Genomic DNA, 23,967 nt, shown 5'->3' on the forward strand with positions numbered 1-23,967 from the left:
GATGTGACGGCGCGACCAGAGCTACGCCTTGTGCGATTTGGTGCGATAGATTGACCGGGAGCTTCCGATCAGCAAACGTAAAACCAGAATGTCTAGATGAGCTTTTGGAATGAATGACGCGAGCCGAAAGCTGCTTCCGCCGATGGCGGCGCTACATAGCTTCAGCGCCGCGGCGCGCCATGGCGGCTTCTCCAGGGCCGCCGACGAGATCGGCCTGACGCAGAGCGCCGTCAGCCGGCAGATCTCCCATCTCGAGGATTGGCTGGGCGCGCCCCTGTTTGATCGCTCGGGGCGGCGCGTGACGTTGAACGCGCAGGGCGAGGCCTATGCGGCGGCCATCGCCCCGGCCTTGGACAGCATCCGCCGCGCCACGGCCAAGGCGCTGGCGCCCTCGTCCGACCGGACAGTCAATCTGGCGACCCTGCCGAGTTTCGGCATGCGATGGCTGGCCCCGCGCCTGCCGCATCTGACCAGCCGCCACCCGGACCTGATGGTCAATTTCGCCGCCCGCACCGACGAGTTCGACTTCGCCCAGGAGCCCTTCGACGCGGCCATCCATTTTGGCCGCCCCGACTGGCGCGGGGCGCAACATGACCTTCTGTTCCACGAACGCAGCATCCCGGTGGTGGCGCCATCGCTTGCCGCCCAATACGGCCTGGCGAGCCCGGCGGATCTGGCGCGCCTCCCCCTGCTCACCCAGAGCTTTCGCCGGGACGCCTGGACACGCTGGTTCGAACTGGCCGAGGTATCGCCGCGGCCGTCGATGCGCGCGGGACCTGACTTCGCGCACTTCCTGATGCTGGCCCAGGCCGCGGTCGCCGGCGCGGGCGCGGCCCTGATCCCCAGCTTCCTGATCGAGCCGGAGCTGGCCTCGGGCGCGCTGGTCCAGGTCTTCGACCTGCCGATGTCGAGCCAGGGGGCCTATTATCTGGTTTACCCGCCCGGCCAGCGTGACAAGCGGGGTTTCGCTCAATTGCGCGACTGGATCATCGCCGAGGCGCGCGAGGAGTCCCCGCGCGAGCCTCACCGCCCCATGCCGTAGAGCTTGATCAACTGGTAGAGGAAGTCGCGGCTCTTATAGAGCGAACTGACCCTGACCCGCTCGTCCAGGCCATGGACGCCGTTACCGTCGGGATCGACGAACATGCCGGTGACGCCGTAGGTCGGGATGCCGGCCGCGGTCAGGAAACGCCCGTCGGTGGCGCCGGTCGACAGGGCCGGGATCACCGGCGTGCCCGGCCACAGGCGCGCGGCCACCGTCTCGATCGGTCCCATGATCTCGCGGGTCAGGGGCGTCGGAACGGGCGGCGGGGGCGGCGGCGAGTTGGTGGTCACCTCGACCGACGGATCGGCCAGGGCGGTGACGATCGCCGCGCGGATCTCCTCGATGCTGGGTCCCGGCACGATGCGGCAGTTGACGTTGACCTCGACATGCTGAGCCAGGGCGTTGCGGGCGTGGCCGCCGTCGATCATCGTCGACGAGCAGGTGGTGCGCAGGCGCGCGTTCCAGGTCGGGTCGGCGTCGGCGATGCGGGCGATGGCCGCGGCGTCGGCCGCGCCCGCACCGATCGCGGCCATGTCCTGGCGCACCTGGCCCTCGTGGAGCGCGGCCGAACGGCCGAAGAACCCCTTGGCCACGTCGTTCAGTTGGACCGGGAACTGATAGGCGCCCAGACGAACCAGCGCGGCCGACATGCGGGTGATGGCGTTGTCCTTGCCGGGACGGGAGCTGTGCGCGCCGGGGCTGGTCACCACCAGCTTGAAGTCCTGGTAGACCTTTTGGCCAGCCTCGACGCCGAACACCGTCGGCTTGCCGGCCGCGTCCAGATAGCCCGAGCCGCCCTCGTTGATGGCGAAGGCCGCCTTCAGCGTCTCGGGCCGATGCTCCAGCAGCCACTTGACCCCCTTGACCCGGCCGCCGCTCTCCTCGCCGCAGGTCAGGGCCAGCTTGAGGGTGTGGCGCGGCCTGAAGCCCTCTTCCTTGTAGCGGACCAGAGCGTCGACCAGGTTGCTGGCCATGGCCTTGTCGTCGATCGCGCCCCGCCCGAAGAAGTAGCCGTCTTCCTCGACCAGCTTGAAAGGATCGCGTTTCCAGTCGGCGGGGTTGGCGTTGACCACGTCGATATGGGCCAAGAGCAATACGGCCGGCGCCTTTGGGTCGGTTCCGTCCAGGCGGGCCAGCAGGGCGCCGTCCTTGGGAAAGCCCTCGGGAATGCTGACCTCGACCGCCGCGCGCGGATAGCCGGCCGCCAGCAGGCGCGCCTGGACCTTCTCGGCCACCGCCGTGCAGCTGCCGGTGGCGGCGCTGGAATCGGTCTCGATCATCTCGCGATAGGTTTCACGGTAGCGCGCCAACTTGGCGTCCTCGGCCGCGTGCGCCGCGGAGGGGGTCAGGGCGAACACCTGAACGGCCAAGGCCAGTCCCGAAAGCAGTTTCAACTCGACCTGCATTTTCCCCTCGCGACCACGGCGGCGAGCGGGATCGCCCATCGCCTCCGGCATAATTGTCTTGTTGTGCCAATAATGCAATCCAACATGACGCGCGTAAGGGCGAATGCAAAGCTCTTTTCCGGACCTTGAGATCGAAGAGAAGCCCGTCCGGCCAACCACGACTAGGAGGTCGCGGGAACCGAGCGCGCCCAGCCAAGGCCCGGATAGCCGGGCCCCCAACGGTCCGCGGCGCCGTCGATCAGATGGTCGCCTCGGCCTGTCGACGCACTTCGTCGCCCAAGTGGCGAAGCGATCTTGGGCTCGATGGCGCGACCAGGCTGTAGCCGATGCCGTCGGTCGCCCAGGAAACGCCGCCCAGGCCGCCATCGCTCCGCTCCGACATGGCGGTGTTTTTCTCCACCTTCATGGGCCGGACCATCACCGCCAAGCGTTCGCCGCCCTCCCCGTCGTAGAGGAACATGGCCGCCGGGCCATGCGGCGTCGTCACCAGGCGGCCTCCGATGAATCGATAGCCGGCCGACCGCAGATCGGGGACCTCGACCGGGCTATGCAGGCGGTTCGACACCCAGCGAACCAGATCGGCCTTCTGCGCCGCCCCCATTTCGAAAGGGCGATGATCGTCCGACGCGTAGACGCGGTAATTGTCGACGGCCTCGCGCGCCAACGCGCCAACGCCGTTGACCGGGGACGTGAACACCGCGCGCGCCGACCAGCCGCCCACGCCGCCCAGACAGAGCAGCATCGCGGCCGCCACGGCGGGGCGCCAGGCCATCAGGCGCGCGCGTCGGGCCTCGGCCAGGGCGCGAACGCCAAGTTCCGGCGGGATCGGCGCCTCGGCGATTGGCGCAAGCGCGGCGCGAAGGGCGTCGCGCTGGGCGATGTAGCCGTCGATCCGCCGCGCCGTCTCGGGGTGAAGCCGCAAATAGTCGGCGACCACCGCCTGGCGGCCAGCGTCCAGGACCTGGTCGACATAGGCCTGCAGGTCGTCTTCGCTGATCGGACGAGGCGCGCTCATTTGATCCTCCGCAGGTGTGCGCGTTGGGCTGGAATGACGGAATCGGCGGCGATCAGTTGGGCCAGGCGTTCGCGCGCCCTGGAGAGCCGGGACATCACCGTGCCGATCGGAACGCCTAGCACGGCGGCGGTTTGGGCGTAGGTCAGTTGCTCGACGCCGACCAGCAGGAGCACCGCACGATGGTCCGGGGGCAGGCCGGCCAGGGCGCGCATCAGATCGGCATGATCCATCCCGTCGGATTGGCTCGCGGGCAGGGACAAAGCGGCGTCCGTGACATCGTCGATCGCCATATGCCGACCGCGTCGCTGGAACCGCCGCCAGCGGCTGATCGCCAGATTATGCAGGATCGAAAACAGCCAGCTTCGCGTATCGCCGTCGCGGCGTCTTTGTCCCCAGCGACTGATGGCGCGTTCCAGGCAGTCCTGGACGAGATCATCGGCCTCCGACGCGTCGCGCGAGAGAGAGCGCGCATAGCGTCGCAGGCTGGGAATCGACGGCTCGATCAGAGCGATCATGTCGTCCATGTCGATGCTCTCGCCCGAACCGTCACGGGGCCTGGACTTGCACCAGCGCGCCGGGCCCGTCCGGCCCGCCAGCCGCGATCACAAGATAGCGCCGCAGGTCGGGTTGGCTAGCCTGAACCAGCTGGCGGATGGGGCCAATGGCGTTGACGATCGCCGATCCGGCCGGATTGGTCATGAAGCTGGCCAGCGGCTGAAGCTGTCCACCGCCATCGGCCTTGTCCGACAGAGCCAGCACGTAGGGGGACTCCGGGCGCGAGGCCCGTAACCGAGGCCTGCACGACCTGGATCAGGCCCTGGTCGAACAGGCTGACGCTGGTCGGGCTCACGCCCGGCGCGCCGCCGACGGCGGCGAGGGTGAGGTGGGCGGCCTGGCCGGCGACGCCCAGCGGCTGCAGGTTCTGGGTCCCGGGCCCCTCGGGAACGGCGTTGGGGACATAGGTCAGCGCCTGGGGCGCCTGGCCGATCGGCACGTTGGCGATCACCTTGTTGCCGGCTGTGTCGATCACCGCCAGTTCGTCGGCGTTCTCGAGACCGACATAGATGCGCGTCCCATCGCCCGACGGCCAGATCCCGTGGGGTAGTTTGCCGACCGGGATGGTCGCCGCCTTCGAGAAGTCGTCGGTGCGGAACACCTGCACCTGGTTGAGACCGCCGACCGTCACATAGGCGAATTGCCCCTTGGCGTTGCGGATGAAATTGACGTGGTTGGTGATCGGCCCGGTGTCGATCACCTTCAGCACTTCGAACGGCGGCCGGGCGTTGAAGGCCACGACCTTGCCGACATCCTTCAGCGTGAACCACACCTGCCGGCCGTCCGGAGAGGCGGCGATGTTGGGGCAGAAGGGGCTGGGCTGGACCACCTTGCCGACGATCTTGTGGTCGGCGACGCTGATCACGTCGGTCTCGGGATTGAACGACGAACAGACATAGCCGTACTGGCCGTCGGGCGAGAAGATGGTCATGCCCGGGCCGGCCGGGGTGATGATCCGGGTCTTTTCCTCGAAGGTCGCGCCGTCCAGGACCGCCAGATAGTTCTCGCCGCGCACCGTGACCCAGACCTCCTTGCCGTCGGGCGTGAAGAAGGCCTCGTGCGGCGAGCGGCCGACATAGGCGGTGTGTTTGACCGCATTGGTGGCGGTGTCGATGAAGGTCACCGCGTTGGAGCCGATCGACACCACCGCCAGCGTCTTGTGGTCGGGCGAGAAGCCCATGCCGTGCACCAGCACCTGGCCCTTGTAGAGCGGGCTGAAATTGCCCGGCGACGGATCGCCCAGTCGGATCACGCCCAGAAGCTTGTTGTCGACCGGATCGGTGACCGACACGGTATTGGAGAACTGCTCGGCGGCGTAGACGCGGTCGCGATGGCTGATGGCGATATCGGCGTCGCTGGCTTTGCCGGGGGCCTGGCCCGCCCAGGCGGTGGCGGAAACGGCGCTGGCGGCGAAAAGCGCCAGCACGAAGGACGCGGTTTTCATCTCAGTGATCCTGGGCCGGAGCGGCGTGGTGATGGGGCGTGGACGGCGAAGGGGATGAGGCCCCTGCCGGCGGACCGGTCGGCGCGGCGGAGGCCGGCGGCAAGGGATCGCCCAGCGCCAGGCGCATGGCGGCGATCTCCTGCTGCTGTTCGACGATGATCTCCTGGGCCACCCGGCGCAGCTGCTCGTTCTTGCCGTAGCGCAGCTCGGCGACGGCCATGTCGATGCCGCCCTGGTGGTGAGGGATCATCATCTCGACGAAGTCGCGGTCGACGTCGCCCGTCGGCTTGACGGCCATGGCGGCCATCATCTTGTCCATGGCCACGTCGTTCTCGGCCTTGAAGCTGTCGGCCAAGGTGCTGGCCGCCAGCGGCGCGGCCCATCCGAGACTCGCCGCGAGGAAAAGGGGCGCCAGGTTCGCTTTTGTGAATTGCGTGCGAAGGCCAACAGCATTCTCCAGTTTCGGCGTCGGAAGACGCGACCGTCGAACAGGAGACGCTGAGCCGCGGCGATTATTCCGCCCGCTTGAGAATCTTTTCCGCGCTATCCCTGGCGCGCGGACAGGCCAGCAGGTGATCAGCTGGCCATTCCCCGAATGGGCGAGCGCGCTCATGGCCTTGAGCCACCTTGGCCACTGACCTCTCACGCACCAGCCGAGAGCGTGCCGACCCCGCCCGGAGCGGCGCCCCTTGCGGCGCGGCGCTTCATGTAACAAATATTATTACATGAAACGTGATAGCCGCCTGTCCGTCGCCCTCCACGTGCTTCTGCACATGGCTCAGCGCCAAGCATCCATGACCTCCGAGGAGATGGCCGCCTGCGCCGGGACCAATCCGGTCGTCATCCGGCGCACCTTCGCGGGCCTGCGCGAGGCCGGGATCGTCGCCTCGACAAAGGGACACGGCGGCGGCTGGAGCCTAGGCCGACCGCTATCGCAGATCAGCCTTGCGGACGTTCAGGACGCGCTGGACGAACCCGTCATCGCTCTGGGCAGAGCCGAGGACTCGCCGGGATGCCTGATTGAAAAGGCCGTCAACGCGGCGCTCGACGAAGCCGTCGTGGAGGCGCGCGCCTTATTGACCAGGCGGTTGGCGACTGTGTCGCTGGCCGAGCTGTTCGGCCGCGTCGACACCACCAAGATCCCCCTCCCAAAGGACCATCACCATGTTTGACGCCATCGTCGTGGGCGGCAGCTTCGCCGGCCTTTCCGCCGCCATGCAACTGGCCCGCGCGCGTCGCCGAATTCTGCTCGTGGACGCGGGTCTGCCGCGCAACCGCTTCGCCGACGCGTCGCACGGCTTCCTGGGCCAGGACGGCAAAGCGCCGGGACAGATCGTGCGAGAGGCGACCTGTCAGGTCACCGCCTATCCGACGGTGGATTTTGTCCACGGAGAGGTGCTGGACGCCGAGGCGCTCCACGTCGGCTTCAAACTGACCCTGGCCGGCGGTCGCCTCGCCCAGGCTCGGCGTCTCGTCCTGGCGACAGGGGTCGTCGATATCCTGCCGGAAATCGCGGGCCTGAAGGAGCGCTGGGGCGCCAGTGTTCTGCACTGTCCCTATTGCCATGGCTATGAGCACCGCGATCGGCCTCTGGGCGTGATGGCGGGACATCCGATGTCGGCCCATCAGGCCGCGATGATACCCGACTGGGGTCCGACGACGCTGTTCACCCAGGGCGTGTTCGAACCGGACCATGAACAGCGCGCGCTGCTGGACGCGCGTGGGGTGAGCATCGAGCGGACCCCGATCGTCGCCCTGCTGGGCGGCGCGCCCGATCTCGAGGCCGTGGCCTTGGCCGATGGACGCACGGTCGCGCTGAACGGTCTCTTTGTCGCGCCCGCCCAGCGCATGGCCAGTCCTTTGGCCCATATGCTCGGTTGCGAATTCGACGAAGGGCCGCTGGGACCGATCATCCGAACCGACGCCTGGAAAGCCACGACCGTGCCCGGCGTCTACGCGGCCGGAGACGCAGCACGCCCAATGCAAAACGCTACCCTAGCCTCGGCCGACGGGGTCCTGGCTGGGGTCGCCGCCCACCAGTCGCTGATCCGCGATGCGCTGGCCGCCTAGAGGCCCATCCGGCTTCTGTTCCACCTAGAGCATTTTCGATCCGATGACCGTTTCACACCGATCGGAAAATGCTCTAGGGGCGAGGCGGCGCCAGTTGCCGACGTTGATGCGTCTCCGCCCCCCGATATTCAGCGCCAGACGCGGGGGCGGGCTTGGCCCCGTCCGCCCAGGTTTATGCGCTCCCGTAACGCCGAATTCCTTTTAGCGGCGCTCTCACGCAGCGGCTGACGACCTATTGTGATTGAAGCTTGGCAAGCATCCCTTTCCCGCTGGAGTTGGCGGGGTTGAGCTCAATCGAGCGCTGATATTCCGCGATGGCTCTGGCCTTGTCGCCGTTCGCGGCGAGCATCTCGCCATAGGTGTCGTGGGCGTTCCAGCTTTCGGGGCGGATAGCCGCATTATAGCCCGCCAGGCCAACCGCCGCCTTCGCCCGCTGAGCCTTCAAAAGGCGGTACGCCCAATCATTGAGGTACTCTTCCTTGAGGAAGAGTTCGGGGTTTTGGCGCTTCACGAGCGCGACCGTCGCCGTCACGTCGCTGTAGTCGCTGGCCTCCAGCAAGCGATGCAATCTGGCCAGGCCCGCGGGCGCGCCGAACAGGGCAAGATGGATGGCCTCGGCCATCTTCTTGAGGTCTTCCTGAGTGTCTCTTGTCACCCGGTTCGCCAGGAGCACGATCCCAAACCGTTGATCCGGATGGAAATCACAGTAGGTGGAGCAGCCGAACGTCCCTCCGCTATGGCGGAGATATGTCTTGCTGTCGGCTTTGCGTCCGACGGTCCAATGGAAGGCGATCGAATCGGCGTCGCTAACTGCAAAGAGCGGCTGCTGGCTGAGCGCGATCGCGGGTGTGCGCCTGTCGATCTGCGCGGTTAGGTAATTCGCCATGTCGGCCGCGGAGTAGTGCAGTCCGGCCGCGGCAAGCATTACGGGCTGGTTGAAACGTGGACGCGGGGTGGCGTCGGCGCCGTAGCCCGCGACCTGCAAGCTCGCGCGTCCCTCACCCGTTCCGGCGCCAAGGCCCAGGGGCTTCTCGACGTATCGCGAAAGCAGGTCGGCGTAGGGTCTTCCATAGATGCGTTCGAGCAGGACGCCGAGCAGGACGGACGCCGCGTTCGAATGGCGGGCGCCACGCCGGGCTTGTCCAGCAACGTCACCTTGGCCAGTTCGGGAAGAAATCCGGCATAGGGAAAGGCGTCCAGGAATTGCGCCGCCGCGAAGATCAACTGTTTGGGCGGGCGCCCGGCGCGACCGCCAGATAGTCCGGAACATTGTCGGGGAGCGCCGAGGTCGTCGTGACGATGTCGGCGAAGGTGACGGCTCGACCGTCCTTCGCGAGATTGTCGAAGCCCGGCGGCAGAAACTTCCGCACGGGATCGTTCAAGGCGACCCGGCCTTCCTTGATCGCTGATGCGAGGATCAGCGCCGTGAAGGTCTTGGACACCGAGCCAATCTCATAGACATGATGTTCAGTCGCTGCCGTGAGCGTGGTCTGGGACGTAACGCCGGCGTTGAAAAAGCGCATGGCTCCGTTCATCACCACCGCGACGGACAGACCATCGGCGCGGTTCTGCGCGACGAAGCCGTCAACCATCCCACCGATCGCTTTCGTGGCTTCGGGCGAAAGCGCTGTCGTTCGCGGCGGCGCGGCCGCCACAGCACTCGACACCATGGCGGCGGCGGGGATGGCGCCAAGCACGCCGCGCCGGGTCGGCAAGAACAAGGCGGAATCGCGCCCCTTCATCATAGGAATTTCCCTAGGCGGACATGCTCGAAGTCACACAGATTGATCCTGTCCCCGCATGCCTTGTCACGGCATTTCGGCAGAGAGCCGGCGGCGATGCGACCTCTCAGCCGAACTCGGTAACACGCCTTCCTTTTGACCAAGAGCTTGCCTGGGCCGAAGAACGCCAGCATCCGCGCCCGCCGAACCTGTCGGCGGATCCCCACCTCGCCTGCCACGTCGACGTCGGCGCCCGTCCTACAAGGCGACGCCCGCCACGGTCAGCGGTCGGGATTGAAACGTCCCATCCAGTCCGCCAGGTCTCCGGGACCCAGGCCCGTCATGATATCGGCGTAGACGTCGTCGCGCTCATCCTGGCCAAGCTTGAAGCGGCCGTCCAAACGTTCGACATCGGCGCGAAACGCGATCACCCCACGGCCGAGACGGTGCAAGCGCTCCCCCATCTCGTCTGGCGACCACGCCTTTGGTCGATCGACCTCCATGGCGCTGGAAAGCCGATCAAGAGCCTCATCGACCGTGACGGCGTCGAACCGAACCCGAACCTCGACCCGCAGCACGGCGTAGTTCCAGGTCGGAGCCTGGGTTCGGTCGGACATCCAGGATGGTGAGATGTAGCCATGAGGCCCCATGAACAGCGCCAGCGCTTTCCCCTCCCGCTCCAGGACCTCGACCAGGGGGTTCGAGCGCGCCATGTGTCCGGTCAGCGAGACCAGGCGCCCTTCCCCATCGAGATCGGCCAGCAAGGGCAAGGGCGTGGCGTGAAAGCCAGCCGAGCCGCTACTGACGATCCAAGCCAGGGGATGGGCTGCGATCAGGTCCGCGACGTCCTGGTTCGTCCACGTCGAAAAAGGATGGATCATCGATCGGAGGGTTTCAGGCGGAAGCACTGGTCGTCACCCGCGCGCGACGTCGTTTAGCGCGGCCGGCGGCGTCGCGGCGATCCAGGGCGAAGCCTGCTCGTAGGCGTGACCGAGCTTGAGCACCGCGAGGTCGGCGTGGTTGGGCCCGATGATCTGCAGACCCATGGGCAGGTGTCGGGCTCCCCCAAAGCCGGCGGGGACGGCCAGCACCGGCAGTCCGGCCATGGTCGCCGGCAGGGTCACCTCCATCCAGCGGTGATAGCTGTCCATCTGGACGCCCGCGATTTCCGTGGGCCAGCGCGTGGCGTTCTCGAACGGGAAGACCTGGGCCGTCGGCAGCACCAGGAAGTCATAGCGCTCGAAGGCGGTCCGGAAGGCCTGATAGATGCGCGTGCGGCCGGCCGAGGCCACGGCCAGTTGCGGGGCGGTCAGCTTCATGCCGCCCTCCACTTCCCAGATCGCCTCGGGCTTCATCAGCGCGCGCTTGGCCGGATCGTCATAGAAGGCCTGCAGGTCCGAACCGACCGACCAATGGCGCAGCGTCACCGCCGTGCGCCACATGTCCGCCGCGGGCTCCGACAGAGTGGCCGCCTCGACCGTCATGCCGATCGCCCGGAAGGCCTCCAGCGCCTTGACGCAGGTATCGAGGACGCCGGCCTCCATCGGCAAGGCGCCGCCCAGGTCGCCCAGCCAGCCGATCCGCTTGCCTTTCCAGTCCTGGTCAAGGGCCCCTGCGAAGATCGCCGGATCGTCGGGCAGCGAGAACGGCGAGCGCGGGTCCGAACCGGCCTGCACCGAGAGCAGCAGGGCCAGGTCCTCGACCGTTCGCGCCATCGGGCCGGAGGTGGCGAAGTTCTGCCAGAACATGTCGCTGTTGGGGACGGACGGCACGCGGCCGAACGAAGGCCGGAAGCCGAACACGTTGTTCCAGCCGGCCGGGTTGCGCAGCGACCCGCCGAAGTCGCTGCCGTCGGCCAGCGGGACCATGCGCAGCGCCAGCGCGACCGCGCCGCCGCCGGTGCTGCCGCCGGCCGAGCGGTCCGGCGCATAGGCGTTGCCTGTCGTCCCGAACAGCGGATTGAAGCTGTGCGAGCCCAGGGCGAATTCCGGCACGTTGGTCTTGCCGATGAAGATCATGCCGGCCTTGCGCATGCGCTCGACCACCAGGCTGTCGGCGGCGGGGATGTTGTCGCGCAGGATCGGCGAGCCCTGGGTGCTGCGGACGCCCTTGACCGGGGCGGTGTCCTTGACCGCGTGCGGCAGGCCATGCAGCGGGCCGAGGAACCGGCCGGCGGCGGCCTCCTCGTCCATCGCCGCCGCCTGCTTGAGCAGGACGTCGCGGTCGACCCGAGAGACGATGGCGTTGAAGCGCGGGTTCAGGCGGTCGATCTGGGTCAGGTGGGCGGCCACGACCTCGCGGCTGGACAGCTCCCGCTTGCGGAGGGCGGCGACCATCCGCCGAGCGTTCATCCCGACGATCCCGTCGCCGGCCTTGATCTGGGCCCGAGCCAGGGCCGGCGCGGCCAGGACGGCCGTCGCGGTCGCCAGCAGGGTTCGACGGTTCAGGTCCATGATCTTGTTCCTCGCAGGCGTCAAAGATGCGCGTCGAACCAGGCCAGCACCCGTTCCTGGATGTCGGTCTGGTGGGCGGGCTCATAGGTCCAGTGCGGCTCGCGCGGATAGCTGACCATGGTCGCGTCCTTCCCCAGCAGGCGCAGGCCCCGGTAGAACGACAGGCCCAGGCTCACCGGCACCCGGCGGTCCTGCTCGCCATGCAGCACCAGCACCGGAACCTTCACGCGATCGACGAAACGCACCGGCGACGAGGCGTCCATCCGCGCCAGGTTCTCCGGGAAGCGGCCGAAATAGCCGGCCACGAAATCGGGCGTGTCGGTGGTCAGCAGCATGGACGAGATGTCGACGGGCGCGGCGCCGACGATGGCCGTGCGGAAGCGGTCGCTATGCGTCACCGCCCAGGCTGACAGGAAGCCGCCATAGCTCCAGCCGCCGATCCCCACACGGGTCGGGTCGGTGATCTTCTCCGCCACCAGCATGTCCAGGCCGTCCAGCACGTCCTGGAAATCGCCGCCGCCCCAGTCGTTGATCGGGCCCCGCGTGAAGCCGATGTCCTGGCCGTCCGAACCCCGCGGATTGGGCAGCAGCACCGCATAGCCGTGGGTGGCCAGCATCTGGGCCCAGTCGTGCCAGCTGCCCAGCCAGCCCGACCACCAGAAGCCCTCTGGGCCGCCATGGCCCTGGATCACCGTCTTGATCGGCGTTCCGGGCGCGTAACCGGGGGGCGTCACCAGGGTCCCATAGACCTTGCGGCCGTCCAGGCTGCTGGTCCAGCTCACCTCGCGCACCTGGCCCAGCGCCCACTGGCGCACCTGCGGATTGAGATCGGTCAGCGGCTGCGCGGTCTTCTGGCCCGGCGTCCATAGCCAGATGTCGTCGGGCCGGGTCGGGGTGTCGGCGGCCAGGGCCACGCGGCCGTTCTCGGCGCTGAAGCCGGTCAGTCGCCCCTCGAAGGCCAGCAGGGGGAGATCTTCCCATCCTTGGCGTCGATCCGCACCAGCCTGGAGCGCGTGGCCTCGAACGACTGGGCCAGCAGCGAGCGACCATCGGCGGCCCATTCCAGGCGCGTCAGGTGGCCGAGATGATCCTCGCCGACCTTCAGCCTGCGGTCGCCGTCGACATCGACGATCCAGACCCGAAGGCCGACATACTGTTCACGCAGTTGGGCGAAGGCCAGGCGCTTGCCGTCGGGCGACCATTCTCCCGGACCGGAGGCTTCGCGCATCAGGGTGCGGACGGCGCCGGTGGCGGCGTCGATGAGCACGACGTCGGAATGATAGAAGTAGTCGTTCAGCCCGGTGCTGTCGGCCACCCGCGCCGACAGCCGCTTGCCGTCCGGCGACCAGCGCGCCTCGGCGATGGCGCGGCCCTCGATGGCGATGCGGCGCGGCTGGCCCCCTGCCTCCAGCAACCAGAGGCGCCCGAGCTCACCCTTATCATCGATGATCATCTGGTCCCGCTTGGCGGCGATATCAGCCTTCTGCTGGTCGGTCTTCGGGTCGGCGGCGACATAGGCGACGGCCTTGCCGTCAGCCGAACGGGAGAAGGCGCGCACTTCGGTAGGCGAGGCCGTCAGGCGCTTGGCCGGACCGCCGTCGACAGGGGCGACCCACAGCTGCCGGGCGGCGATCGTGGGCGCCGACGGATCGGCCTGGTTGGACAGGAAGGCGATCTCGCGCCCGTCGCTCGACCAGCGCGGGGCGCTCTCGATCTGCGCGCCGGACGTCAGGCGGCGCGGCGGCGCGCTGCGATCCGTCGGCGCGATCCAGATCGCCGACCGCGACGGCCGCTGGGTCGACAGGGTGGGCATGACCACATAGGCGACCAGCTTGCCGTCTGGCGACAGCTGCGGATCCGACACGTCGGTCAAGCCCATGATGTCGGCGGGACGGATCGGCTCCGCGGCCGAAGCGGCGAAAGGCGCGCCGCCCAGCAGGGCGAGCGCGGCCAGCAGCAATGCAAATCGAAGTCCGCCGGCCATGCGCCCGCCTCATGTCCTGTAGGAAGAAGGTCCGGCGCGCCACGGGTGGGCGACGCGCCGGGACGGACCGGCTACCGCAGCTTCCAGTTCAACGTCACGCCCACGGTGCGGGGGCGGATGACGAACTCGCTGAGGCCGGTGCCAGTGCTGGACAGGCCGTAGCCGAAAGCCACCGCCCGCTTGTTGGCGAGGTTGGTCGCGAACAGGGCCACGTCGACATTGTCGAGGCTGACATTCAGGCGAGCGTCGAACTGGTTGTAGCCGGCGACCTTGACGTCGGGTCCCTGCAGGGTCTCCGGGGCCTTGGCCAGGTAGCGGTGCGACACGGTCAGGACCGGCGTCAGTGGCCCGCTGAAGCGGTAGCTCGCCTGGTTCGAGATCTGCCAGGGCGAGTCGCCCGGCAGTCGGGTGCCCTCCAGCAGCGGCGGCGAGGCCGTCCTCACTGTTTCGGTCAGCTTGGCGTCAAGATAGGTGATGTTCGACGACAACGTCAGGGCGGCGGTCGGGCGCCCCACCACCGCCAGCTCCACGCCGCGGATACGGGCCGAACCGGCATTGGTTCCATAGGTCAGATTGTCGCCCGGGCGCACCAGACGGACCTGAATGTCGCTCCAGTCGATGTTGTAGACCGAGGCGTCGACCTGCAGGCGGCCTTCCAGCCAGCTGCTGTGCGCGCCCAGCTCGTAGTTCCACAGCGAGTCCGAGGCCCAGGCCGCCGGCGTGTCGAAGCCGGGCAGATCCACGACCGTGTTCGGATTGCCGAACCGGAAGCCCTCGCTGGCCAGGGCGTAGACCGTCAGGTCGCGGCTGGGGCGCCAGGCCAGCGAGACCTTGGGCACGAAGCCGTCGTCGCCGGCGTTGCGGCGCGGCACCGTCTGGCCCGTCAGGCCGTAGTTGATGCCGTAGCGCTGGATCTCGACCCAGTACTTGGTGTCGAACAGACGGCCGCCGACCGTGGCGGTGACGGTGGGGATGAACTCGTAGCTGACCTCGCCGAACAGCGCCTTCTCGGCGCCCTCGCGGTGACTGTAGGTGCGGTTGAAGAGCTCGCCCTGCAGCTGGGCGGCGTTATAGCGCGACGCCAAAACCGCCGCGCCCGTCGGCAGGCTGCTGAGGGTGGCGACGTCGGTGTTGGTCTCCGAATACATGCCGCCGATCAGCCACTTGAACGGGCCGTCGCCGTCCGAGGCCAGCCGCGCCTCGATGGTCTTCATCTTGGTGTGCATGATCTCCTGCGACAGCACCCCCTTCGGGGCGAAGGTTCGCAGGGCGCTGGAGCGCGTGACGTCGCTGTCCAGCACATGGTCCTTGGTATTGGTCGAGGCCAGGACGGTCAGGTTGGCGAAGTCGAACCTGTGGTCCAGCCGCAGCGAGTGGATCTCGAAGTCGTAGTCGGTCGGACCGGCCAGGATCGTCGAGCGCGCATAAGGCCCGAAGGCGCTCTGCGTCGTGGCGATCTCGTCGGACTTGTTCTTCTGATACAGGCTCAGCAGCGACAGGGTCGTGCGGTCGGTCGGGGTGAACACCAACGAGCCGCGCACGCCATTGACCTGCAGGTTGTTGCGCGTGCCCGCGCCCAGGTTCCTGATATACCCGGCATCCTCGCGCGAGAAGCCGGTCAGGCGGGCGGCCAGCTTGTCCTGGATGATCGGGATGTTGACCATGCCCTTCACCGCGTAGCTGGCCTTGCCCGAGCGCGCGATGTGGCGGACCGTCGTCTCGGTCGCGGCGTCGAAGCCCGAAGCGTCGGCGGTGTTGACGATGTAGTTGATCGCCCCGCCCAGCGAGGCCGAACCGAACAGCGAGCCCTGCGGCCCCCGCAGCACCTCGACGCGGTTCAGGTCGAACGTGTCGACATCGGGAATGCCCGAGGCGTAGCTGGGCTCGGTCAGCGGGATTTCATTGAGGAAGTAACCGGTTGGCCCCTGTCCCTGGTCGATCCCCGCCGTAGCGCCGACGCCGCGGATGGTCACCGCCGACTGGCCCGAGGTGCCTTCGTTGAAGACCACGCCAGGAATGCGGCCGAGGTAGTCGGCGTTGCTCTGAGCGCCGGCGGCCTTCAGCTGCTGACCCGTGACGGCCGAGGCGCCGCCCGCCAGGTCTCCCAGACGTTCGGCGCGCTTGCCGGCGGTGACGATGATCTCATCGACCGTCGCCGCCGGAGGCGAGAACTCCCCGGTGGCGTCGGCCTGGGGGCGTCCCGCCTCGCCTTCCGGCACAATGCTCAGGCCGCCGGCGGGCGTGCGCCGCGCCGAGAGGCGGCTGCCGGCCAGAAGCGCTTGCAGCGCGGCTTCGTCGGTCAGTCGCCCGCTGGCGCCCGGAGAGGTCCTGCCCCGCACCAGGCTGGGGTCGTAGACGACGTCCTGGCCGCTCTTCAGCGAATAGGCCCGCAGGGCCGAGGCCAGATCCTGCCGCTGAATCGGCGTAGTCCCGCGCCGCCTGCGCCTGCGCCGCCGTCGCGCCGCCGGTCACGGCCAAAGCCGCGCAACCCGCCAGCAGCAGTCCCCGTAGGTCGATGGTCTTCATCTTGCCCCCTCGAACTCAAGCGTTCAGTGACAGGGATGCAGCCGGGAGGTTTTACCCCCATCGCCTTTCGAACTTTTTGTGACGGAGGAATTTCGCCCCGGCGTCAGCGGTGCGTCAGAACGATCTGGCCGCCATCGCCGGGGCGAGCCTTGACCGGGAAGGACGAGGCTATGGCCTCGGCGAAGGCCTTGGGACGATCGGTGTGGAAGACGCCGCTGACCGGCATGGCCGCCAGATCGCTGTCGCCCAGCACCAGCTGTGGACCGCCATAGCGGTTGAACTCCTCGATGGCCTCGCCCAACGGCGTGGATTCCAGGATCACCCGTTCGGTCCGCCAGGCCTGGACATGGGCAAGATCGACGGCGGCGACAGCCGGGGCGGCGGCCGGAACCAGACGCGCCTCATCGCCGGGCGACAGGATCACGGCCGGCGCGACAGGACCCGCCACCAGCTTGGAGGTCGCGCCCCCCGGCTTGAGGCCCAGGGGCTGATTGCCGGCCTGACGGAAGATGGCGACCTTGCCCTCCTCCAGCGTGACCGTCGCGCGCTCGCCTTCGCGGCGGACATCGAAGGCCGTGCCCAGGGCCCGGACCTCGTCCTCGCCGACGAACACCCGGAACGGTCGCTGGGCGTCCTTGGCGACCTGGAACCAGGCCTGACCGTAGTCGAGAAACAGCCGCCGCTCGTCGCCGTCGAAGCGCACCCGCAGCTTGGAGCGGGTGTTGAGCATCACGATCGAACCGTCGGCGAGACGCAGCCGGCGCTGCTCGCCCGGTTCGGTGCGATAGCTCTTTTCCGCCAGCACGTCCGAACCGATGACCGCCGCCGTGACGGCCGCCGCGGCCGCCGCCAGCCCGCCGCCCAGCAGCGCCCGGCGATCGACGCGCCTGACGGGCGCGGCCTTGCCGCCCATCAGGATCGCGCGCGCCTCCGGATCGTCGGCCAGGTCGCCGACAGCGTTGAACACCCGGGCATGGGCGTCGAACGCCGCGCCATTGGCCGCGTCGGCCTCCAGCCACAGCCGCAGTCGATGATCGTCCTCGCGGGTGCTCTGGTCGGAGGCCAGGCGCGCGACCCAGTCGGGCGCGGCCCGCGCGCCCTGTCCCTGGGGCGGCTTCAACCCGCCGTCGAATATCGAACCGCGCTTACGCATCCTGATCCATCCGCGCCCGGATGTGGCCGAGCGCTCTGCTCACCTGCTTTTCGATCGTACCTACCGAGACCCCAAACCGCGTCGCGAGTTGAGTGTAGGTCAGACCGTCCATTCGGTTGAGCAGAAAAACTTCCTTCGTCCTCGCCGGCAGCTCCTCGAGGATCTTGGCCAGCCGGACGAGGGCCTCCCGCCCCTCGAAGATGCGGGCGGGCGACTGCTCGCTGTCGATCAGTTCGACGGTGTCGATGTGGACATGCCGGTCCTCGCGTCGCGTCCTGGCCCGGCGGCCGCGCTCGAGGAAGACGTTCGAGGCGACCGTGAAGAGATAGGCTTCTGGGCTTACAAGGTCACCGGGATCGACCCGGCTCATGCGGATGAAGGTCTCCTGGGCGCCGTCCTCGGCGGCGGCGGGGTCCAGACCCTTGCGCCGGAAATAGCGGACAACCGTCTCGCGGTGGCGCGTGACGAGGTCCGACAGGCGCGCCCGACGCTCGCCCCCCGCCCTGGTCTCCAATGCCCTGATGTCCGTCTTCATCGGCGCGACGCCATCCCCGACAAGGGTCTAACCGGACGCGACGCCCCGCGTGCGTCGCGGCGGTCGGGGCCCGTCGTTTCCGACGCGGGTCCCTCCTCGCCCGGCCGATCCCCTTTATTCTGATCGTTGCGTCCAGTCCTCGGGCAAGTCCATCCGTCTGGCAACCAGAGTTTCCGAATTCTCGGGCGCCTTCTGCCCATCCTCTACGCAGCCTTGCCGGCCACTTTCGCGCGGAGGTTGGGTCGCTCGCGCCTAGACCGCGACAGGCGTCGCGGGGTGTTCGCGCGCCGTCAGCAGGCCGAAGAGATCGCGCGGATCCGTCGGCGCGGCCAGCAGGTTCAGCCGCGTCCCGTCTCCGGTCTCGACCATGCGGTCGCGCAGGTAGCGCAGGGCCGAGAAGTCCTCGATCGCGAAGCCGACCGAGTCGAAGATGGTGATCTGCTCGGCGCCGCGACGCCCCGGCGCCTTGCCCGACATCACCTGCCACAGCTCGGTGACCGGGAAGTCCGGCTCCAGCTGCTGGATCTCGCCCTCGATCCGCGTCTGCGGCGTGAATTCCACGAACACCTCGCCCCGGCGCAGGATGTCGGCGGCCAGCTCGGTCTTGCCCGGACAGTCGCCGCCCACGGCGTTCAGGTGCATGCCGGCGCCGACCATGTTGTCGGAGAGGATGTGGTTCTGGGCCTTGTCGGCGGTGACGGTGGTGACGATGTCGGCGCCCAGCACCGCCTCGGCCGCCGATCGCGCCACGGTGATCTCGAAGCCGAGATCGCGCATGTTGGCCAGGAACTTGCGGGTCGCGGACGGATCCACGTCATAGACCCGCAGCCGGCGCACGCCCAGGACGGCCCGGAAGGCGTGAGCCTGGAACTCGGACTGCGCGCCCAGGCCGATGATCGCCATCGTGCTGGCGTCGTCCCGCGCCAGGTGCCGCGCGGCCATGGCCGAGGTCGCCGCCGTGCGCAGGGCCGTGGTTATGGTCATCTCGGCGATCAGCTCCGGATAGCCGGTGCTCACCGAGGCCAGCACGCCGAAGCCGACAACCGTCTGCAGCCCCTTGGCGGTATTGGCGGGGTGGCCGTTCACGTACTTGAAGGCGAACGCCTGGCCGTCGCTGGTCGGCATCAGCTCGATCACGCCGTCGGGGGAGTGGCTCGCCAGACGCGGCGACTTCTCGAACTCCCCCCAGCGTTGGTAGTCCTCCTCGATATATCCCGCCATCTCGGTCAGGACCGTCTCGAGGCCGATCCGATCGACGAGGTTCACGACGGCGTCGACATCCATGAAAAGCACGGGGGCGGTCCCTCCGGTTAAGCGTCGGCCGCATTCTAGTTGCGAGCCGATATCGAACGGGATGCCGAAACCACCTATCATTTTGCCAGATTTCTGGCGAAATTGATGATCGCTCTTGTGAATTAGCCAATGCATATCTTTGATAACCTCGATCGCCGGCTGATCAGCGCCCTGCGCGAAGATGGTCGAGCGCCTCTCTCGAAACTGGCCCTGCTGCTGGGCGTGTCCAGGCAGACCGTTGAGAACCGCCTGTCGCGCCTGCTCGACAGCGGCACTGTGCTTGGCTTCACGGTCCGCGTGCGCCAGGACACCGAAGACGACGCCATCCGGGCGATCATGATGATCGAGGTCGTGGGCAAGTCGACGACCGCAGTCATCCGCAGCCTGCGCGGCCTGCCCGAACTGCACTCGCTGCACTCGACCAATGGTTCCTGGGATCTCGTGGCCGAAATCCGCGCGGCCAGCCTGCAGGATTTCGACCGCGTCCTGCGCCACGTGCGCGAAACTCCCGGTGTCCAGAACAGCGAGACCAGCCTGTTGCTCAGTAGCGTGTAAGGTCATGGCCTCCACGCCCAGCCACCGCGGGGCGTGGACCATCGAACAGATCAGACGGTCGGCACCGTCCCACCATCTATGACGAACTCGGCGCCGTGGATCGCGGCGGCGCGATCCGAGGCCAGATAGGCGATGACATCGGCGACCTCGAAGGGTTCGGCCCCGCGACCAATCGAAATCCCGCCAAGGCCGCGCAGGACGAGCTGACGCGCGTCCTCGATCGTTCCGCCGTTGGCGTCCTGGAGACGCTTGAGAAACACCCCGGTCGACTCGGTCATGATCCAGCCGGGCGAGACGACGTTGACCCGCACGCCCTTCGGGCCCAGTTCCTTTGAAATGGATTTGCTGTAGGTCCTGAGCGCGGCCTTGGCCGCCGCGTAGGCCGTGGTCGCCTCGGGGAGCGGCAGGACCGACTGGATCGAGGTGACGTGGACCACCGCGCCGCCGCCCCGCTCGATCATCTGCGGGATCAGCAGGCGATCAAGACGGACCGTGGCCAGCAGGTTCAGGTTCAGTTCGGAGAGCCAGTGATCGTCCGTCAGGGCGACGAAGCCGCCGCCGGGCGTGGCGGAGCCACCGATGACGTGAGCGAGGATGTCGATGCCGCCCAGGCGTTCGAGCGCCGCCTTGGCCAGGCTTTCCCCGCCCTCGGCCGTCGTCAGGTCAGCCTGCACGAACTCGACGCCGTCGATCGGCTCGGGGCTCCCGCGGGCGGCGGTGATCACCCGGGCGCCGCCGGCCAGGAAGCGCTCGACGGTGGCGCGGCCCAAGCCCTTGGTGCCGCCGCTGATGAGCACGCGCTTGCCGGCGAACTCGGTCGGATCGGTCTTGAGGGTCACGCCGTGATCTCCAGAGCTTTGATGGCGTCGTCTTCGAGCGTGAAGCGATAGGTGAAGCGGATCGGGCTGCCCTTGAAGTCGCCGTGGGCGGGCCCCTCGACGACGACCTGACCGTCTTCATGGCGAACGGTGTCCGGCGTGAAGATCGCCTTCACGGCGACGACTTCCTCTTCGAACAGCCGCCTGAGTTCGGCGCGCCCCAGAACGGCGCGGCCGTTGTCGGTGAGGAGGGCGTCGGCCGCGAAGGGCTCGAGCATGGCGGACACATCGAGGCGGGCGTTCGCCGCCACATAGGCGGCGATGGGGGATGGAAGTTCGAGCGACATTTGTTCTGTCCTGCCTTTCGCGGTCGCGGCCGAGTTGGCCGTGAGTGCGCTTGCCAACCAAGGTAGCGATGGACAGTCGCTGGATAATCAGGACAATCCGGGATGCTTCATCACGAAAATCCGGACAATGGCCCTTAACAGTCTCACGGAGTTGGACGCCGTCATCATGGTCGCCCGGAAGGGTAAGTTCCGGACGGCTGCGCTTGAGCTGGGGGTTTCAACGACCGCCCTCAGCAATGCGGTCGGAAAGCTCGAGCGCACGCTTGGCGTACGGCTTTTCAACCGGACGACGCGAAGCGTCTCCTTGACCGAGGCGGGTCAGCGGTTCGTCGCTCAAGTCGCGCCCGCCGTGCGCGATATTCATGAGGCGATGGAGGTCGCGCGCGCTCAACAGGCCACGCCGTCGGGCACGTTGCGCATCAACGCCTTCCCGACAGCGGCGCGGGAAATTTTCGCCTCGCTCGTCCTGCCGTTCCTGCGCGCGCACCCTCAGGTCCACATCGACATCGTCACCGAAGGTCGCCTGGTGGACATCGTCGCGGGCGGCTTCGACCTCGGCGTCCGCAGCGCGGACCTTGTGCCGGCCGACATGATCGCGCTCCCGTTGGGACGCGGACGGCGCAATGTTGTGGTGGGCGCGCCAAACTATCTGGAAGCGCATGGGACGCCCAGGGTCCCGCAAGACCTCGCCGAGCATTCTTGTCTACGCGTCCGACTTCCCAATGGCGCGATCTACCGCTGGCCGTTCGAGAAGAATGGACAATCGGTCCAGATCGACGTCAAGGGCCCCATCACCCTGGACGAAGCCAGCCTTGCGCGCGCGGCCGCCCTTGCTTCCGTTGGCCTCACCCTGGCGATGGAGTCCGACGTGCGGGACGACATTGAGGCGGGCCGCCTGGTGCGCGTGCTCGAGGACTGGACGCCCACGCTCTCGCCGTTGAGCCTCTACTATCCGAGCCGACGCAACCCGACCGCGGCGTTCAAGGCGTTTATTGATTTTGCGCGGCGGTACGGCGGCGCCAGCCAGGCCTGGAGCGCTCAATAGGTTGGGACGTGACGTTGCCGCGCCTCCAGGAAGGCGACGTTCAGGGGGCGTAACCTAGCCTCGCGCCAGGCGGCTAAAACAGTTTGCGCGGCCGTGGGCACCGTGCGCGCGCCTTCCAACCTAGCCCCTTCTCGGCAGCGTGATCGTAAAGGCCGAACGGCCGTCTCGGCGCTCGTAGCTCACCTGACCGCCGTGGGCCCCGGCAATGCCGCGCACCACGGCTAGACCGAGGCCTGATCCAGCCTTCATGTCGAAGTCGTCCCCGCGTCGAAACGGCTCGAAAGCGCGTTCTGAGAAGCCCTCTGGCATTCCCGGTCCCTCATCGATGACGCTGATCGCGACATCGGCGTCCGTGACCCGCGTCGCGATTTCCAGAACGCAGGGCTCCGCATATTTCAGCGCATTGTCGACAAGGGCCAGCACCGCCTGTCGCAAGCGGACCGGGTCGGCGACGCAGCGGCCGCTCGTGAGGGTCATGCGCAATCCGAAGCCCGCCTTGTCGAGGTCGCGTTCGACAAGGCGCGCAAGCCCCTCGATCTCGGATGCCAGATCGATCTCGATGGGTCTCAGTTGCAGGCGGCCGCTGTCTAGCAGGCTGACGACCCGCAGGTCTTCGACAAGCCGCGCCAACGCGTCGGCTTGGTGGTGAAGGGATTGCAGGAGCGCCGGCTCGGGCTGAAAGACGCCCTCGGCGAGGCCCTGGAGACGCCCTTTCAGGATCGTGACCGGCGTCCGCAATTCGTGGGCGATCAAGCTGTTCCAGGTGACGATGTCGTCGACGGCTTTCTCAAGCCGATCGGCCATGGCGTTGAAGTCGGCGATCATCTGGCTGGCTTCCGTCGGCGCGGGAGTGGTCAAGATCGCTCTGGCCGAAAGGTCTCCCGCTGGCGATCTGCCGCGCGGCTTCGGCCAGGGTCTCGAGCGGCTCAACCATCCGTCGGGCGACCCGCGTCGCGACCACGCTCGCGGCGATGCTGCCCAGCACGATACAGACCGAGTACATCCCCCATTCCACGGGAGCGGGCAGGATGGCGTCCTCGGCCGACACCAGCTTCGGAGCGAACTCGAAGAGCAGCCCGTAACCGACGGCAATGAAGATCAGGCTCAGGACCAGGGTCGCCAGGGTGATGCCGACGACCGCCAGGTTGAGGCGCTGCGATAGACTCTGCGCTTTCATTGCCCCCCCAGGAGGCGATAGCCGAGGCCCCGGACGTTCGAGAGCATGCCTGGCGCGCCAGCGGCTTCGAGCTTCTTGCGCAGCTTGCTCAGATGGCTGTCGACGGTCCGCTCCAGCGCGTCTCCGCCCGACAGGCAGGCGTCCAGCAGTTCGGCGCGCGTATAGAGGCGCATCGGGGCCTGGGCCATGTGAAGCAAGAGGCGGAACTCGGTGAGGGTCAAGGTGAGCCGGCGCGGCCCGTCAGGCGCGTTGACCGTGGCGGTATGATTGACGGGATCGACATCAAGCGGTCCCGCGCGCGCCACCGAGGCCGCGTCCCGGCCCGAGACGCGGCGCAGCACGGCCTTGGCGCGGGCGGCGACCTCCAGCGGGTTGAAAGGCTTGATGACATAGTCGTCCGCCCCGATCCGAAGCGCCTGCAGCTTGTCCAGATCCTGGTCCAGGGCCGTCAGCATGATCACGGGCGTCGCGCCCCGCCGACGAAGCTGCGCCAGCACCTCCCAGCCGTCGAGCTTGGGCAGCCCTACGTCGAGCAGGACGAGGTCGGGGCGAAGCGCCTGATGCAGCTCGACCGCCGTCTGGCCATCGCGCGCCGTGACGGTCCTGAGCCCCTCGCGCTCCAGATACCCGACGAGGATCTCCGCGATCTCGCGCTCGTCTTCAACGATCAGAACCAGGGCGTTCACGGGGTCTCCAATGCGGCCGCGACCGGACAGTCGAGCACTAATCATCCTTCCGCGGGCGGCGCCAGAAGCCTCCACCAAGTCGCAACATGGCCTCCACGATCGCGCAACCGCGCTCGGGCATAGGCTCCCCGCGCCACCA

General features: G+C 67.7%; 25 protein-coding genes. 5 read left to right on the top strand and 20 right to left on the bottom strand.

Annotated elements, in window-relative coordinates:
* The first annotated feature begins 109 nt into the window (after window positions 1-109).
* On the top strand, window positions 110-1,042 hold the full coding sequence (locus ACHMW8_RS03260) for a LysR substrate-binding domain-containing protein (RefSeq protein ID WP_125155402.1): 933 nt from the start codon (window positions 110-112) through the stop codon (window positions 1,040-1,042).
* On the opposite strand, the gene ACHMW8_RS03265 is transcribed toward ACHMW8_RS03260, so the two are convergent.
* The 5 genes from ACHMW8_RS03265 to ACHMW8_RS03285 form a co-directional block, all read right to left on the bottom strand.
* Window positions 1,024-2,502 (bottom strand): M20/M25/M40 family metallo-hydrolase, encoded by a 1,479-nt coding sequence (locus ACHMW8_RS03265; RefSeq protein WP_395444730.1) that lies wholly within the window; start codon window positions 2,500-2,502, stop codon window positions 1,024-1,026. The genes ACHMW8_RS03260 and ACHMW8_RS03265 overlap by 19 nt on opposite strands.
* 187 nt (window positions 2,503-2,689) lie before the next feature.
* Window positions 2,690-3,466, bottom strand: coding sequence for an anti-sigma factor family protein (locus ACHMW8_RS03270; protein ID WP_395444731.1), 777 nt, complete (start codon window positions 3,464-3,466; stop codon window positions 2,690-2,692).
* Window positions 3,463-3,990, bottom strand: a complete 528-nt coding sequence (locus ACHMW8_RS03275; protein ID WP_395444732.1) for a sigma-70 family RNA polymerase sigma factor — start codon at window positions 3,988-3,990, stop codon at window positions 3,463-3,465. The genes ACHMW8_RS03270 and ACHMW8_RS03275 overlap by 4 nt, the downstream gene beginning before the upstream one ends.
* Before the next feature lie 107 nt (window positions 3,991-4,097).
* Window positions 4,098-5,465: a hypothetical protein gene (locus ACHMW8_RS03280; RefSeq protein WP_395444733.1), complete on the bottom strand. Its 1,368-nt coding sequence runs from the start codon at window positions 5,463-5,465 to the stop codon at window positions 4,098-4,100.
* 1 nt (window position 5,466) lies between these two features.
* Entirely contained in the window at window positions 5,467-5,820 is a 354-nt protein-coding gene (locus ACHMW8_RS03285; RefSeq protein WP_395444734.1) for a DUF305 domain-containing protein, read from the bottom strand.
* Between the two features lie 334 nt (window positions 5,821-6,154).
* Here ACHMW8_RS03285 and ACHMW8_RS03290 point away from each other — a divergent pair, with 334 nt between their 5' ends.
* Window positions 6,155-6,637: an RrF2 family transcriptional regulator gene (locus ACHMW8_RS03290; protein ID WP_395444735.1), complete on the top strand. Its 483-nt coding sequence runs from the start codon at window positions 6,155-6,157 to the stop codon at window positions 6,635-6,637.
* The gene (locus tag ACHMW8_RS03295) at window positions 6,630-7,535 is read left to right on the top strand and encodes an NAD(P)/FAD-dependent oxidoreductase (RefSeq protein WP_395444736.1); all 906 of its coding nucleotides are present in this window, start codon (window positions 6,630-6,632) and stop codon (window positions 7,533-7,535) included. The genes ACHMW8_RS03290 and ACHMW8_RS03295 overlap by 8 nt, the downstream gene beginning before the upstream one ends.
* A gap of 232 nt (window positions 7,536-7,767) precedes the next feature.
* Here ACHMW8_RS03295 and ACHMW8_RS03300 read toward each other — a convergent pair whose 3' ends face one another.
* The 10 genes from ACHMW8_RS03300 to ACHMW8_RS03345 all read right to left on the bottom strand — a co-directional run bounded on the left by ACHMW8_RS03300 (window position 7,768) and on the right by ACHMW8_RS03345 (window position 19,191).
* The gene (locus tag ACHMW8_RS03300) at window positions 7,768-8,805 is read right to left on the bottom strand and encodes a serine hydrolase (RefSeq protein WP_395444737.1); all 1,038 of its coding nucleotides are present in this window, start codon (window positions 8,803-8,805) and stop codon (window positions 7,768-7,770) included.
* The gene (locus tag ACHMW8_RS03305; RefSeq protein ID WP_395444738.1) at window positions 8,756-9,280 is read right to left on the bottom strand and encodes a serine hydrolase domain-containing protein; all 525 of its coding nucleotides are present in this window, start codon (window positions 9,278-9,280) and stop codon (window positions 8,756-8,758) included. The genes ACHMW8_RS03300 and ACHMW8_RS03305 overlap by 50 nt, the downstream gene beginning before the upstream one ends.
* Before the next feature lie 257 nt (window positions 9,281-9,537).
* Window positions 9,538-10,137 carry an FMN-binding negative transcriptional regulator gene (locus tag ACHMW8_RS03310; RefSeq protein ID WP_395444739.1) on the bottom strand — a complete coding sequence of 200 codons (600 nt, stop codon included), beginning with the start codon at window positions 10,135-10,137 and terminating at the stop codon, window positions 9,538-9,540.
* A gap of 33 nt (window positions 10,138-10,170) precedes the next feature.
* The gene (locus ACHMW8_RS03315; RefSeq protein WP_125155395.1) at window positions 10,171-11,709 is read right to left on the bottom strand and encodes an amidase; all 1,539 of its coding nucleotides are present in this window, start codon (window positions 11,707-11,709) and stop codon (window positions 10,171-10,173) included.
* A 20-nt stretch (window positions 11,710-11,729) separates the two neighbouring features.
* The gene (locus tag ACHMW8_RS03320) at window positions 11,730-12,623 is read right to left on the bottom strand and encodes an alpha/beta hydrolase family protein (RefSeq protein WP_395445883.1); all 894 of its coding nucleotides are present in this window, start codon (window positions 12,621-12,623) and stop codon (window positions 11,730-11,732) included.
* A gap of 26 nt (window positions 12,624-12,649) precedes the next feature.
* Window positions 12,650-13,693, bottom strand: coding sequence for a hypothetical protein (locus tag ACHMW8_RS03325; RefSeq protein ID WP_395444740.1), 1,044 nt, complete (start codon window positions 13,691-13,693; stop codon window positions 12,650-12,652).
* 71 nt (window positions 13,694-13,764) lie between these two features.
* A complete protein-coding gene (locus ACHMW8_RS03330) occupies window positions 13,765-16,113 on the bottom strand; it encodes a TonB-dependent receptor domain-containing protein (RefSeq protein ID WP_395445884.1) in 2,349 nt (782 codons plus the stop codon).
* 209 nt (window positions 16,114-16,322) lie between these two features.
* The gene (locus ACHMW8_RS03335; protein WP_395444741.1) at window positions 16,323-17,372 is read right to left on the bottom strand and encodes a FecR family protein; all 1,050 of its coding nucleotides are present in this window, start codon (window positions 17,370-17,372) and stop codon (window positions 16,323-16,325) included.
* Window positions 17,365-17,907: an RNA polymerase sigma factor gene (locus ACHMW8_RS03340; RefSeq protein ID WP_125155391.1), complete on the bottom strand. Its 543-nt coding sequence runs from the start codon at window positions 17,905-17,907 to the stop codon at window positions 17,365-17,367. The genes ACHMW8_RS03335 and ACHMW8_RS03340 overlap by 8 nt, the downstream gene beginning before the upstream one ends.
* Window positions 17,908-18,159: 252 nt before the next feature.
* Window positions 18,160-19,191, bottom strand: a complete 1,032-nt coding sequence (locus ACHMW8_RS03345; RefSeq protein ID WP_395445885.1) for an ornithine cyclodeaminase — start codon at window positions 19,189-19,191, stop codon at window positions 18,160-18,162.
* A 138-nt stretch (window positions 19,192-19,329) separates the two neighbouring features.
* Between ACHMW8_RS03345 and ACHMW8_RS03350 the strand changes: the two genes are divergently transcribed.
* Complete coding sequence (locus ACHMW8_RS03350) at window positions 19,330-19,755, top strand: Lrp/AsnC family transcriptional regulator (protein ID WP_125155389.1); 426 nt, start codon at window positions 19,330-19,332, stop codon at window positions 19,753-19,755.
* Window positions 19,756-19,805: 50 nt separating this feature from the next.
* Here ACHMW8_RS03350 and ACHMW8_RS03355 read toward each other — a convergent pair whose 3' ends face one another.
* Complete coding sequence (locus tag ACHMW8_RS03355; RefSeq protein WP_125155388.1) at window positions 19,806-20,594, bottom strand: SDR family oxidoreductase; 789 nt, start codon at window positions 20,592-20,594, stop codon at window positions 19,806-19,808.
* Window positions 20,591-20,884: a nuclear transport factor 2 family protein gene (locus ACHMW8_RS03360; RefSeq protein ID WP_395444742.1), complete on the bottom strand. Its 294-nt coding sequence runs from the start codon at window positions 20,882-20,884 to the stop codon at window positions 20,591-20,593. Before ACHMW8_RS03360 ends, ACHMW8_RS03355 begins: the two co-directional genes overlap by 4 nt.
* Before the next feature lie 76 nt (window positions 20,885-20,960).
* Here ACHMW8_RS03360 and ACHMW8_RS03365 point away from each other — a divergent pair, with 76 nt between their 5' ends.
* Window positions 20,961-21,965, top strand: coding sequence for a LysR family transcriptional regulator (locus ACHMW8_RS03365; protein ID WP_395444743.1), 1,005 nt, complete (start codon window positions 20,961-20,963; stop codon window positions 21,963-21,965).
* Window positions 21,966-22,085: 120 nt separating this feature from the next.
* Here the strand turns inward: ACHMW8_RS03365 and ACHMW8_RS03370 are convergent, their stop codons facing one another.
* The 3 genes from ACHMW8_RS03370 to ACHMW8_RS03380 are packed head-to-tail and all read right to left on the bottom strand — an operon-like array spanning window position 22,086 to window position 23,828.
* Window positions 22,086-22,790 (bottom strand): ATP-binding protein, encoded by a 705-nt coding sequence (locus tag ACHMW8_RS03370; RefSeq protein WP_395444744.1) that lies wholly within the window; start codon window positions 22,788-22,790, stop codon window positions 22,086-22,088.
* Window positions 22,753-23,142 (bottom strand): hypothetical protein, encoded by a 390-nt coding sequence (locus ACHMW8_RS03375; RefSeq protein WP_395444745.1) that lies wholly within the window; start codon window positions 23,140-23,142, stop codon window positions 22,753-22,755. The genes ACHMW8_RS03370 and ACHMW8_RS03375 overlap by 38 nt, the downstream gene beginning before the upstream one ends.
* The gene (locus ACHMW8_RS03380) at window positions 23,139-23,828 is read right to left on the bottom strand and encodes a response regulator (protein WP_395444746.1); all 690 of its coding nucleotides are present in this window, start codon (window positions 23,826-23,828) and stop codon (window positions 23,139-23,141) included. The genes ACHMW8_RS03375 and ACHMW8_RS03380 overlap by 4 nt, the downstream gene beginning before the upstream one ends.
* Window positions 23,829-23,967: the final 139 nt, after the last annotated feature.

Source organism: Caulobacter sp. UC70_42 (assembly GCF_044056025.1).
Classification (GTDB): Bacteria; Pseudomonadota; Alphaproteobacteria; order Caulobacterales; family Caulobacteraceae; genus Caulobacter.